The 12,336-nt window shown below is 72.6% G+C and carries 10 protein-coding genes; 5 read left to right on the top strand and 5 right to left on the bottom strand.

Annotation, left to right across the window (positions count from 1 at the left end):
- Positions 1–72: 72 nt before the first annotated feature.
- A complete protein-coding gene (locus tag IE278_RS14245; protein ID WP_246570312.1) occupies positions 73–969 on the top strand; it encodes an adenosine kinase in 897 nt (298 codons plus the stop codon).
- Here IE278_RS14245 and mmpA read toward each other — a convergent pair.
- The 3 genes from mmpA to IE278_RS14230 all read right to left on the bottom strand — a co-directional run bounded on the left by mmpA (position 950) and on the right by IE278_RS14230 (position 3,092).
- Positions 950–1,099 (bottom strand): morphogenic membrane protein MmpA, encoded by a 150-nt coding sequence (gene mmpA / locus IE278_RS14240; RefSeq protein ID WP_189772468.1) that lies wholly within the window; start codon positions 1,097–1,099, stop codon positions 950–952. The genes IE278_RS14245 and mmpA overlap by 20 nt on opposite strands.
- A gap of 126 nt (positions 1,100–1,225) precedes the next feature.
- Complete coding sequence (locus tag IE278_RS14235; protein ID WP_189772435.1) at positions 1,226–1,915, bottom strand: endonuclease V; 690 nt, start codon at positions 1,913–1,915, stop codon at positions 1,226–1,228.
- Positions 1,916–1,967: 52 nt separating this feature from the next.
- Positions 1,968–3,092, bottom strand: a complete 1,125-nt coding sequence (locus IE278_RS14230) for a WD40/YVTN/BNR-like repeat-containing protein (RefSeq protein ID WP_189772262.1) — start codon at positions 3,090–3,092, stop codon at positions 1,968–1,970.
- Between the two features lie 222 nt (positions 3,093–3,314).
- Between IE278_RS14230 and ssgD the strand changes: the two genes are divergently transcribed.
- Complete coding sequence (ssgD, locus tag IE278_RS14225; protein WP_189772261.1) at positions 3,315–3,731, top strand: spore wall synthesis regulator SsgD; 417 nt, start codon at positions 3,315–3,317, stop codon at positions 3,729–3,731.
- A 261-nt stretch (positions 3,732–3,992) separates the two neighbouring features.
- Here ssgD and IE278_RS14220 read toward each other — a convergent pair whose 3' ends face one another.
- Positions 3,993–4,661: a GOLPH3/VPS74 family protein gene (locus IE278_RS14220; RefSeq protein WP_189772260.1), complete on the bottom strand. Its 669-nt coding sequence runs from the start codon at positions 4,659–4,661 to the stop codon at positions 3,993–3,995.
- 372 nt (positions 4,662–5,033) lie between these two features.
- Between IE278_RS14220 and IE278_RS14215 the strand changes: the two genes are divergently transcribed.
- The 3 genes from IE278_RS14215 (at position 5,034) to IE278_RS14205 (ending at position 8,844) form a co-directional block, all read left to right on the top strand.
- Complete coding sequence (locus tag IE278_RS14215) at positions 5,034–6,665, top strand: ABC-F family ATP-binding cassette domain-containing protein (RefSeq protein WP_189772259.1); 1,632 nt, start codon at positions 5,034–5,036, stop codon at positions 6,663–6,665.
- A gap of 209 nt (positions 6,666–6,874) precedes the next feature.
- On the top strand, positions 6,875–7,651 hold the full coding sequence (gene ddaH / locus IE278_RS14210; protein ID WP_189772258.1) for a dimethylargininase: 777 nt from the start codon (positions 6,875–6,877) through the stop codon (positions 7,649–7,651).
- Between the two features lie 212 nt (positions 7,652–7,863).
- Positions 7,864–8,844 (top strand): acyl-ACP desaturase, encoded by a 981-nt coding sequence (locus IE278_RS14205; protein ID WP_189772256.1) that lies wholly within the window; start codon positions 7,864–7,866, stop codon positions 8,842–8,844.
- Positions 8,845–8,929: 85 nt separating this feature from the next.
- Here IE278_RS14205 and IE278_RS14200 read toward each other — a convergent pair whose 3' ends face one another.
- Positions 8,930–12,301 (bottom strand): hypothetical protein, encoded by a 3,372-nt coding sequence (locus IE278_RS14200; RefSeq protein ID WP_189772254.1) that lies wholly within the window; start codon positions 12,299–12,301, stop codon positions 8,930–8,932.
- Between the last annotated feature and the right edge of the window lie 35 nt (positions 12,302–12,336).

Here is a 12,336-nt window from a genome sequence, read left to right as displayed (position 1 = left end):
TGGGTGCGCAGTTCCCCGCGCCCCTCAAGGCAGACCCGCCGCCCGTGCAGAACAAGTGAGACAGGAGCTGTTGTGAGTTCAGGTATCGATGTGCTCGTTCTCGGGGGTGCCGGGGTCGACACCATCGTCTACGTGCCCGCGTTGCCGTTGCCCTACGCCGACAGTCACATGGTGCCCGCGATCGAGGCGCGGGCCGGGCAGACCGGGGACTTCGTCGCGCTCGGGGCACACGCCCTCGGACTGCGCACGCACCATCTCGACCTGCTCGGCGCCGATCATCACGGTGATCTGGTGCGGGCCCTGCACCGCGACCGGGGCGTCCCGCTCACCGAGGTCCCCCAGCCGGCCGGCACCAAGCGGGCCGTGAACCTCGTAGGACCGGACGGCCGGCGGCTGTCCCTCTACGACAGCACGCGCGGGCACGAGGACGACCGGCTGCCCCCGGAGACCGTACGGGCCCTCGCCGCGGTGAGCCGCCATGTCCACGTCTCCATCACCCAGCCCTGCGCGCACGCCCTCCCGGTACTGCGGGAGACGGGGGCGACCGTCTCGACCGACCTGCACAACTGGGACGGCACGCAGTCCTACCAGGAACAGTTCGCGTACGCCGCCGACGTCGTCTTCCTGTCGACGGCCGAACTGGCGGACCCGGAAAGGACCATGCGGCGGATCGCCGAGCGGGGCCGGGCCGAGGTGGTCGTCGCCACGGCCGGGGCCGACGGCGCGTACCAGCTGCTCGGCGGCGAGCTGACGCACATCCCGCCCGTCACTCCGTCCGCGCCGGTCGTGGACTCGAACGGGGCCGGGGACGCCTTCGCGGCGGGCTACCTCTTCGGACGGCTGACGGGTGAACCGCCGGAGCGGTGCGGCCTCTTCGGCGCGATCGCCGGGGCCTACGCCTGCACGGTGCCGGCCACGCGGGCCGACGTCATCGGGCGTGAGGAGCTGCTCAGAACGGCCACTCGATAAGCGTGTAGATCATTCCGGCTGTCCAGGCGACGCCGGCCACGACCGCCAGGACGAGACCCGCCATCACGGCACGCTCGACGGGCTGGGTAGCGGTGCCTGCGGCGGTCTTGGGAGCACGGTGTGTCGTCATGCGGCCCAGCCTGCCGATCATGGCGGACTGGAACATCCGTACGCGTACTCAGAACTCGTACTCAGGACACGTACTCAGAAGCCGTACGCAGAACTCGTACGCAACAGCCGCGCCCGGAAAGCTTGTTCAGGCCGTCGTCGTCCTCAGTGCCCGGCGGCACAGCGCGTCCGCGTGGCGGGTCGTCTCCGGCTGGCGGAAGCGCGGTGCGAGGTGGAGGGTGTGGGCGCAGGCGGTCTCCAGCGTCACCCGGTGGCCGACCGAGACGAACACCGGCTTGACCCCCGCCTGGGTGCGCAGCGCCCGGCCGACCTCCTCCTCGCCCGCGAGCAGCGGGGAGGACGATCCGCGCGGGGTGCCCGGCTCCTCGTACGCGAACGTGAACGGGTTCTTGGCGACCCCGATCGTCGGGAGGCCGGTGAGGACGCCGAGATGGCTCGCCAGGCCGAAGCGGCGGGGATGGGCGAGTCCGTAGCCGTCGCAGACCACCAGGCCCGGTGCGCACGGCAGTGCTTCGAGGGCGGCCAGCACCGCCGGGATCTCCCGGAAGGCGAGCAGCCCGGGAACGTACGGGAAGGGCACCCGGCCGACGGCCGTGGATTCGGCGACCACGTCGAGGGTCGCCGAATCCAGCACCACGGCCGCGGCCACGACGACGTCGCGCTCGTCGTCGTACGCCACGTCGACACCGGTCACCCGGCCGGTTCCCGGCGGCGGTCCCGGCTCGTCGAGGACCACCCGCCCCCGCAACTCGTCCTGCACGGCCCGGGCCCGCTCTTCGGTGGCGGGCCAGCCCGCGGGGATGCGTACGGTCGTCATCGTCATGGTGCCGTCGAGCCTAGACCGGCCGCCCGGGGCGCCGGCCCGCGCGTCAGCGTTCCAGTCGTGCCACCCGGCCCTTCTCGCCCGCCGCCCAGCAGGCCAGGTCCGGGGTGCAGTCCACGGTGTCGTACGAGCCGGTGTCCAGCGTGCGCCAGGTGCGGCCGCCGTCCCTGGTGAGGTCGGTGCCGGTGGGGCCGACCGCGAGGGCGGAGGTGCGGCTGTGCGGGAGCCAGGCGACGCCCGAGCGGTAGGCCGGCGGCGGTGTGCCGGCCGTCGTCCAGGTGCGGCCGGCGTTCCCGCTGACCGCCGCCGCCTTCGGCGAGGCCTGGTCGGCGCGGTAGTCGCCGCCGACCGCGATGCCGTGCGTCCGGTCACGGAAGGCGAGGGCGAAGACCCCGCGGGCCGGGTCGCCCGCCGGGACCGGGGTGTCGGTGGCGGTCCAGGTCCGGCCGCGGTCGGAGGAGTGCAGCACGCGCGCGCGTGCCGCCCCGCCCGTGGCCAGCCACACGTCACGCGGACCCGAGCTGACCAGGCACTGCCCACTGGCCGCGAAGCCCGCCTCGCCCTCCTGGGCCGGGGGCATGCCCGTGCTCGGCAGCACCTTCCAGGAGCGGCCGCCGTCGCCGGTCGACAGGATGCGGAACTTCCCGTCCACGGGGTCGCTCATCGCCAGGCCGTGGCGCGCGTCGAAGAAGGTCACGCAGTCGTAGAAGGCCTTGGCGTCGGTGTTGCGGAAGGACTCGGTCCAGGTCGCGCCGCCGTCCTCGGTCCGCAGGATCCTGGACGCCTCGCCCTCCCCGATGGCCAGCACCACGGCACGCCTGCCGTCGAAGGCCTCGACGTCACGGAACTCCAGGTCGGCGGCCCCGGGCGGCGAGACGTTCCGCCACTTCGCGCCGCCGTCGGTGGTCCGCAGCACGGTGCCCTTGGAACCCGCCAGCCAGGCGGTGCTGCGGCTGACCGCGGCCAGCCCGCGGAAGCGCGCGTCCGTGCCGCTGTCCTTCAGCTCCCAGTGCGGCGGTTTTGCGCCACTCGACCCCTTGTCGACCGCTCCGTCCGCCTGTGCGGGCCCCGTGAGCGCGGCCACGACCGCCGCTCCGCACACCCCCACGGCCAACAGGCGCCTCGTGAATACCTTGTTACTCGTGCGTCGCGTCTTGCCCAAGCCCCTCATGGCGGGCGAAGCTAGCCCACTCCCCCGATCACGTCCAGATGCCCCGGGAGGCATCAGCGGTCACTCAGGAAATCAACGATCACTCCCGTGATTGAAGGCGGTGACGGAGGTCACTAGGACTTCATGCGTTTTCGCAGGCACGGATTGGCCGGTTCCGACGTCCTTACAAGTGCCCGGCTCATCCGTCCGCAGTTCGTCCGCACGTCACAAGGGAGCAAGGCGTTGTCCACCGTTATCGAGCAGCCCGTAGAGGCCCGCCTCGTCGCCGCCGCGCCGCGGATGCCGAGCATTCCCGCGACGCTCAGCTACGACCCGCACGATCCCTTCGCCGTCCGCATGTCCTTCCCCGCCCCGTCCACACTCGAAGGGGTGGAGGTGTGCTGGACCTTCGCCCGCGAGCTGCTCGCCTCGGGCCTGGAGGAGGAGGTCGGCCACGGCGACGTGCGTGTGCGGCCGTACGGATACGACCGCATCGTCCTGGAGTTCCACGCTCCGGAGGGCACCGCCGTGATCCACGTGCGCGCCGGCGAACTGCGGCACTTCCTGGCGAGCTCGACGGAGCTGGTGCCCGTCGGCCTTGAGCACCTGCACCAGGATCTGGACCACGATCTCGCCGAGTTGCTGCGCGACTCCTGCTGAGCGAGCAGCGCGCCCGGACGGTCTTATGGGCCGACGGGCCGACGGGCGTACTTCGGTCGGCCCGGGCGCACGCCTCGCCAGGCGCTCGCCGTAGTCGGGGCCGAGCGGTGGAGAGCGCCTGCCCGCGCCTCGTACGTCTGTGTCTCGTACGTCCTGTGGCTCGTACGGTCCCGTGTCTCGTTCGTCCCGTGTCCAGCAGCTCCCGCGCGGCACGGCCGACGAGCATGAGCCATGAGCGCGGACGAGCGTGGCCCTGCCCCCTCAGTTCCCAGGCACCCCGGGTGCCGCCATCGCCACGGACACCGCCGACCGCACCTCCTGGACCGCCTGCCGCAGAACCGGGATCGCCGTCCCGCTTCGGTCGGTCAGGGCCGCGATCCGCTCGTCGTACTGGCGCCGCTCCCTGCCCGACACGAGCGTGCGCAGTTCGGCCGCGGCGGCGAGGGCGACGAGCGCCGCGTCCCGCTCGGACACCGCGTCGACGGGCACCGGCCCCTCCAGCACCTGCCGGGCCTCCGCCCGCAGCCCCTCCACGACGGCGACGCGCCCGATCTCGTACTCCACGGACGGGAAGACGCCGAGCACCCGTGTCTTCTCGGCCCGCAGATACCCGTCCGCGGCGAGCTGCGCCTGTACGGCGTCCAGCGTGATGCGCGCCCGCAGGCTGACCCAGGTCTTCCACTTGTGCGGCCGGGACTCCTCGATGAGTTCCAGCAGCCCGTCGAGTGCCGCGTCCCCGGTCCTGCCGTCCGGATCGGTGGGCGTGGCGACGCCGTCCGCGTCCGCCAGCAGTCCGCGCTGCGCCAGCTCGGTGAGCGCACCGGCCCGGACCAGGTGCGGGAGCTGGGAAGAGCCGGTGACCTTGAGCTTCGACGTGTCCCAGGCCAGCAGGCAGAGACGGGCGGGCAGCGAGAGCGGGCCGATGGGCACGGGGTCTCCTTCGGGCGGTCGGGGGCGGAGGATTCGGGGTCGGGGTGTGGAGATCGGGGCCAGGGCTGGCCTCGGGGTCGAGGTCAGCGGCACGTTAATTCGTTGACAGCCGTCGGGTGCCCTCCTACGGTGTAAAGCGGTCCTGTTGTCGCCGAATGGAGAAGGACGTTGCTCGTCTGAGGTCTTGAGACACCGCGTCACACACGTGTCCGTGTGTGCGCAGCGTGCGACCTCGGCTCCGAGCCGTCCCGCGGAACAGGGCTTTTCCCATGCTCCGCGATCGCCCCGGAGGACTCCGTCCTTCCGGCCGTCGCCGCCTCCCGGTGTCTCGATACGTGTCGCCCTGACCGCATCCAGCACTGCGAGGCCTGTATGTCCAGTACCCCCACTTCCATCACCTGCACCTCCCTCTCCTTCGCCTGGCCCGACGGCACTCCCGTCTTCGAGGACCTCCAGGTGGCCTTCGGGCCCGGCAGGACCGGGCTCGTCGGCGTCAACGGATCGGGCAAATCAACCCTGTTGAAGCTGATCGCGGGAGAACTCGTCCCGGCCGAGGGCACCGTCCGTGTCGCGGGCGAGGTCGGCCGCCTCCCCCAGAACGTCACCCTCGACACCGGGCTGCGGGTCGACGAGGTGCTGGACATCGCGGCCAAGCGCGCCGCGCTGCACGCCATCGAGTCGGGCGACGTGTCCGAGGAGCACTTCGAGGTCGTGGGCGACGACTGGGACGTCGAGGAGCGCGCCGTCGCGACACTCGGCGAACTCGGTCTCGGCCACATCGGGCTCGACCGCACCATCGGCGAGGTCTCGGGCGGCGAGTCGGTCCTGCTGCGGCTGGCCGCGCTGCTGCTGCGCCGGCCCGACGTACTCCTCCTCGACGAGCCCACCAACAACCTCGACCTGTATGCCCGCCGCCGGCTGTACGCGGCCGTCGAGGGCTACTCCGGAGTCATGGTCGTGGTCAGCCACGACCGCGAACTCCTCGACCTGGTCGACCAGATCGCCGATCTGCGCTCCGGCGAGGTCACCTGGTACGGCGGCAACTACTCGGCGTACGAGGACGCCCTCGCCACCGAACAGGAAGCAGCCGAGCGCATGGTGCGCGTCGCCGAGTCCGATCTGAGGAAGCAGAAGCGCGAACTGGCCGACGCGCAGGTCAAGCTGGCCCGTCGCAAGCGGTACGGCCAGAAGATGTTCGAGCAGAAACGTGAGCCGAAGATCGTGATGGGGGCGCGTAAACGCGCGGCCCAGGAGTCCGCGGGCAAGCACCGCATCATGCACGAGGAGAAACTCGCCGAGGCCAAGGAGCGGCTCGACGACGCCGTGGAGGCGGTGCGGGACGACGACGAGATCCGCGTCGACCTGCCGTACACGGCCGTGCCGCCGGGCCGTAACGTCCTCACGCTCCTGGACCTGGAGCTGGCGTACGGGGCGAGCGTGGGCTCCTTCGATCTGCGCGGGCCCGAGCGGGTCGCCCTGATCGGGCGCAACGGCGCGGGCAAGACGACGCTGCTGCGGACCGTCGCCGGGGAGCTGGATCCCGTCGCCGGGGAGGCGCGGGCGCATGTGCCGCTGCGTTTCCTGCCGCAGCGTCTCGACGTGCTCGACGACGAGCTGACGGTCGCCGAGAACGTGGCCCGGTTCTCGCCGGGCGCCACCAACAACCGGGTCCGGGCGCGGCTGGCGCGCTTCCTGTTCCGGGGCGCGCGGGCCGATCAGCGGGCGGCGACGCTGTCCGGCGGCGAGCGGTTCCGGGCGGCCCTGGCCGCGCTGATGCTCGCCGAGCCCGCGCCGCAGCTGCTGATGCTCGACGAGCCGACGAACAACCTCGACATGGCGAGCGTGCGGCAGCTCACCACGGCGCTGGAGTCGTACGAGGGGGCGCTGATCGTGGCCAGCCATGATGTGCCGTTCCTGGAGTCGATCGGGATCACCCGGTGGCTCCTCCTGGAGGGGGAGCTGACGGAGACGACACCCGAGGCGGTGGCGGAGCCGCGCTCCTGAGGGGCGCGGGGAACTGCGCGGCCCGCCCCCACCGGGGCCGCACGTTCGATGGTTCCGTGCCGGTGCCCTGCCGGGGCCGTCGTCGCGTGCGGGTGCGTGCGGGCCGGCCGCGCAGTTCCCCGCTTCCCTTACAGGGCTGGGGCTGTTGTGGGGTGCTTGAGGGCTGCATGATGTGCGGGACACACCCTGCCTGAGACGGAGACCCGCACGTGCCCAGCCAGAAGGCCCTCATCCGCCGTCCCGGCCCCCGCCTGGCCGAAGGTCTCGTCACACACCTGGAGCGCACGCCGGTCGACGTCGGCCTGGCGCTCGAACAGTGGGAGGCGTACGCGTCGGCACTGCGTACGCACGGCTGGGAGACCGTCGAGGCGGAGCCCGCCGACGACTGCCCGGACGCCGTGTTCGTGGAGGACGCGGTCGTCGTCTTCCGCAACGTGGCGCTGATCGGCCGCCCCGGCGCGGAGTCCCGGCGCGGCGAGACCGCCGGTGTCGAGGAGGCGGTGGCCCGGCTCGGCTGCTCGGTGAACTGGGTCTGGGAGCCGGGCACGCTCGACGGCGGCGACGTCCTGAAGGTCGGCAACACGATCTACGTGGGCCAGGGCGGACGCACCAACGGCGCAGGCATCCAGCAGCTGCGGGCCACGTTCGAGCCGCTCGGCGCCCGGGTCGTCGCCGTACCGGTCAGCAAGGTGCTGCACCTGAAGTCGGCCGTCACGGCGCTGCCCGACGGCACGATCGTCGGGTACGAGCCGCTGGTGGACACGCCATCGCTGTTCCCGCGCTTCTTGGCGGTGCCGGAGGAGGCCGGCTCGCACGTCGTCCTGCTCGGCGGCGGAAAGCTGCTGATGGCGGCGAGCGCCCCGAAGACCGCCGACCTGTTCGCGGAACTCGGTCACGAGCCCGTGCTGGTCGACATCAGCGAGTTCGAGAAGCTCGAAGGCTGTGTGACATGCCTCTCGGTCCGGCTGCGGGAGCTGTACGTCTGAGAGCCGGAGGGCCCCGCGAGCGGCCCCGGGACCTGCGCATCCGCCGGACGGGCGGCCTCCGTATGCTGCCCGGATCGATCTTCACGTAGATCGTCGCTGATCAGGGCTCTTTACGGCACGCTTAACCTACGGCATCGTAACCTACGGATACGTAGCCTACGATGCCGTAGGTTAGGTGAACGCTCAGCATTTACGTCCCCCCTGGAGCCCCTGTGACGATCACTTCTCCCCATCTCGGCAGCCCGTCCTCCGACTGGACCGACGCCCGGCTGCTGTTCGCACTGGAAGAAGTGGTGGAGACCGAACTCAACCGGCACCTGAAGGTCGCGAAGGACTGGATGCCGCACGAGTACGTGCCCTGGTCCGACGCCCGCAACTTCCCCGGAATCTTCGAGGACGGCGAGGCCTGGGGCAAGGAGCAGTCCAAGGTCACCGAGCTCGGCCGTATCGCGCTCGTCGTGAACCTCCTGACCGAGGACAACCTGCCCAGCTACCACCACGAAATCGCCTCCCTCTTCGGCCGCGACGGCGCCTGGGGCACCTGGGTGCACCGCTGGACCGCCGAGGAGGGCCGCCACGGCATCGTGATGCGCGACTACCTGCTCGCGTCGCGCGCCGTGGACCCCGACCAGCTCGAGGCGTTCCGTATGCAGCACATGAGTGAGGGCTTCGAGTCGGACAACCGGCACTCGATGCTGCACTCCGTCGCGTACGTCGCCTTCCAGGAGCTGGCGACCCGCGTCTCGCACCGCAACACCGGACACCAGTCGGGCGACCCCGTCTGCGACCGCATGCTGGCACGCATCGCGACCGACGAGAACCTGCACATGGTCTTCTACCGCAACCTCCTGAAGGCCGCGTTCGAGCTGGCCCCCGACCTGACCATGCAGGCCGTGCGGGACGTCATCGTCCAGTTCCGGATGCCCGGCCACGGCATGCCCGGCTTCGAGCGCGCCGCCGCGCAGATGGCGATCGGCGAGGTCTACAACATGCGCATCCACCACGACGACGTCCTGATGCCGGTCCTGCGCCACCTCAAGGTCCTGCAGATCGACGGCCTGGGCCCCGAGGGCCTCAAGGCACAGGAGGAGCTCGGCCTGTACATGGGCGGCCTGGACGCCGAGGCCGCCAAGTTCGACGAGAAGCTCGCGGCCCGCAAGGCCCGCATGGCGGCCCGCGCCGCCGCGGTGTGAGCCACCGCGCGGCTGTGTGATCCGCCGCGCGGTTGTGTGATCCTTTGCCCCGGTCCTGGCGTGTCCGCCGGGGCCGGGGCATCTGTCACTCGTACGCCGTCGTCCGGGCCAGTGCCGCGTCGCGGACGTCGGCCACCGGGTGGCGGCGCAGTGCTCTCAGCCGGTCTCGCCACGGTTGCCGCCAGTCCGTGCGGGTGCCGAGTGCGACCGTGACCGCCGTGGCGAGCAGTCCCTCGCCGTGACCGCCGTGCGCGGTGAGCCGCCGGGCGATGCCGAGCAGGGTCTCGGCATCGCCTTCGTGCGTTGCGCGGTCCAGCCGTTCGGCGAGTTCGGTGGCGGTACCGGCCGCCAGCGCCGGCCGTCCGTCCGTCAGCGCGGCCAGCTCGGACAGGGCCGCGTCCAGGTGCTCCGGCTCGGCGTCCAGGTCGAGATGGGCCACCGTGATCGCGGCGGCCTGCGGCACGAATCCGTCGTACCTGGCCAGCAGCGCGGCGGCGCCGAGGGCCGCCGCGCGGACGGCCCCGGCGGCGACTTCGGCCTGCTGCGCCAGGCACGCGACGAGATGGTCGACGCGCTGCCGGGCGGGCCGGTCCCTCAGGGGCTCGGCGTCGGCGTCGGCGTCGGTCTCGGCCTCCGCCAGCGCGTGCAGGGCCGCTCGTACGCCCGCGGCTCCCCTGTCCGAACCCGTCGCCGCGATCACCAGGCCGTGGGCGGCGGCTCGCCAGCTCGTGCGGTCCGTCAGGTCCGCCGTGGCGGCGGCCAGGACGGTGGGCGCGTCGGGGCACCAGGGCGCCCAGCGGGCCAGGGCGCCGTAGGCGAGGACGGCGGTCGGCGGGTCGTCGGTCGTGGAGACGTCGCGGACGAGCCGGGCGTACCGCTCGCGGTGCCGTTCCGGCAGGTCGAGGGGCGCGACGCGCAGCACGGCGGCGCGCAGGACGGGTTCGGCGCCGGCGGCGTCGTGCAGCAGCGTCCACACGGGCTCCTGGGCGAGCAGCGAGCCCGCGAAGGCGACGCACGCGGCACGGACGTCGAGGTGGGTGCCCGGCCGCCGGTACGCCTCGGTGAGGAGGCGGGCGGCCACCGGGGCCGGGAGCCGGGCGGCGGCGAGGCGCGCGGCCTCCTTGCGGCTGGTCACCTTGGTGTCCGGTGCGGACAGCACGTCACGCAGCCGGTCCGCGAGCAGGGAGGGCGCCACGTGCCGGGACGCGCGGGTGGCCGCGTACACGGCGACACGGGCCCGGTCGTCGCCTGCGCGCGCGAGCAGTTCGGGGAGCGCGTCCCCGGGCCGGTCGGTGTGGGCGAGCGCGCCGAGCGCGGCCTCCGCGAGCACGACGTCGCGCGAACCGGTCCAGCGGCGGACGAGTTCGGCGCCCCGCCCCGGTACGCGTGCCGCCTGTTCGACGGCGGCGGCCCTGGCATGCGCCGGCAGCCCCGCGTCCGCTGCCGACTCGGCCAACTTCCGCACCAAGGCGTCCTGTTGACGGGGCAGCCAGCGTCGTACGTCAGGGCCCACGGGTACGGTCCAGGCGCTGCCCCTGATGAGGAAGCGCCCGTACGGCGGGGTGTCCGCCAGGAGTACGTCGAGGAGGTCGGTACGGCGGCGGGTGAGCACGGCGAGGACGGGCCACAGCACGCCTGCCGAGGGGTCGAGTGCGAGGACGCGGGCGGCTCTGTCGTCCCGGGTGGCGGGCGGTTCGAGCCACAGCTCGACGGCGGTACGGACGGTCGTGTCGTTCCCGAACCGGATGGCCTGCCAAAGGAGTTCCTGCAGATCGGTCATGCCGGCGGCGCGCCGCCCCACGGCCCGGGCCAGCGCGAAGGCGAGGCCGTAGTCGGCCTTCTCCGCCCCGGCCTCGATCCACGGCCGCAGCGCCTCGTACACCTGGTGCTCCTGCCCCCGGCGCAGTGTCGCGTCGAGTCGGCCCAGGTCGGCGCCGCCGGTGTTGCCGGAGATCCGCACGAGGGTGCGCAGGGCCCAGTTGACCAACTCCCGTGATCCGCCCGCCGCATGCTCCCGGAGCACGGAGACGGCGAGCCGGCTGAGGTTGCGCCGACTTCCCGGCGAGGAGTCCCGGGCGTCGACGGCGTCGGCGACGATCCTGTCGAGGTGGGGCGCGGCCTCCTCGGTCAGCAGGGCAGGCGGGACACGGGACAACGCCCACAGAGCAGGCTGCCGCACCGGATCCTGCTCGTTGCGGAGCCGGGCGGACTCCTCCAGTACGCCGACGACGGCCGCCGGGTCGCCGGAGCGGGCCGCATTGCCGATGAGCAACGGCCAGGCCTGGGCGCGGTCTTCGGCGGCGGGCCGGCGTGTCGCCTCGACGAGCCGCTCGCGCACCTGGGCGACCGGCAGGTAGGACTCGGCGAGCAGGACGGCGTTCCAGGTCGCGCCGCTCTCGCGGGCCGCGGCGGCCACCCGTCGCGCTTCCTCCGCGACACGACTGCGCGGCAGGGCATCGAGGATGACGGCATCGACGACAGCACCGCGGCCCCCGGGGCCCCGGCCCGCCATCACCTCTTTGTAGAAGGCGTACCGGCGAGCGGGTGGGAGTGCCTCCAGAAGGACGGCGAGATCGCCGTGATCGGCCAACAGCGAGCCGAGCGCGAGGAGTTCATCACCCGGTGTCTCCTCGGACCGCGCCAGCCTGCGCAACAGCGGACGGCTTCGCACGGCACCGGCCGAGGGGTGGTCGCCCGCGAGGAGCAGCCGGAGCACCCGCCGCGGCGCGACGGCCGCGAACGCGGGCAACCGGTCGTGGAGTTGATACGGGATCCCGTCGGGCGCGAAGCGTTCGACCAGTTCCAGCGCACGCAGCGGCCGGAAGGGCACGGTGGCCGTCACGGCGCGCGCGTACCGTCGCCACCAGGCATCGCGCAGCGACGCGGGCAGTGCGGTCAACTCGCCCTCCACCGCGTCCAGCAGGACCTCCGGGTGCCGTCTGCCGAGGGTGGTCCAGCCCCGTACGGCGTGGAAGAGCGAGGGCAGCAGCCGGGCGACCGCGCCTGGTGAGCAGCCGGGCAGCAGACGGGCCGCCTCCGCGTCGCCCCACTCGTCGCGCAGCGGGCCGACGAGCCGGTCCGCCAGCGCGGTACGCCGGCCCGAGACCACGGCACGCAGCAGGTCACGGCGTATCGCCTCGGGCGCGTCGGCCAGCGCCGACTCGTAGGCGGAGTCGGGTACGCGGAGGCTGTCGGCCACCAGCAGCGCGTGTCCGCGCACGAAGGAGTCAGGGTCGGCGATCCGTGCGCCGACCCACTCGGCGTCCCGGCTGACGGCCGCCGCGACGACGGCGAGCCCGCGCCCGTAGGACCCGCATGCCTCCAGCTCGTCCAACAACGGACGAGCGTCCGCCAACTCCCGCACCCTCGCGACGAGTTCGCGCATACGCAGGGGATACGGCAGCGGATCGAGGGCGTTCAGCAGACTCTCGGCCTGCTGCCGCGGGGTGTGGACCATGCGGTGGATTGTGCCCACCGTGGGCCGTGACGCGC

This window comes from Streptomyces tauricus (genome assembly GCF_014650955.1).
Classification (GTDB): domain Bacteria; phylum Actinomycetota; class Actinomycetes; order Streptomycetales; family Streptomycetaceae; genus Streptomyces; species Streptomyces tauricus.
The sequence above is the reverse complement of the archived record's forward strand: the minus strand, read 5'-3'. Positions and strand labels throughout refer to the sequence as shown.